The 274-nt window shown below is 66.8% G+C and carries 1 protein-coding gene; it reads left to right on the forward strand.

Annotated elements, in window-relative coordinates; translation table 11 throughout:
• On the forward strand, positions 1–274 hold a 274-nt coding region (locus AC0L3U_RS39380; protein ID WP_473365118.1), incomplete at both ends, for a hypothetical protein.

Genomic DNA, 274 nt, shown 5'->3' on the forward strand with positions numbered 1-274 from the left:
GCCCGAAGTGGCGCTGCAACGACTCGAGGACCTGGCGCAACAGGCGCTCGACAGTGGGCGCCAGATGATCGCCCTGATGGCGCTGGCCCAGCAGGCGCATTTGCTGCTGGCGCGTGGTCAGGAAGCCAAGGCCAGACCGGTGTTGGCGCGCGCACTCGATGCCGGCGCGGGCGGCGCGTTGCAACCGTTTCAGCGTTTGCTCGAGCCGATCAAGTCGGCCGATTATTCGCCGAAAATCGCCAACACCGGCCCGATCCGCGAAGCGCTGGACTTC

This window comes from Bradyrhizobium sp. Kon69 (assembly GCF_055807515.1).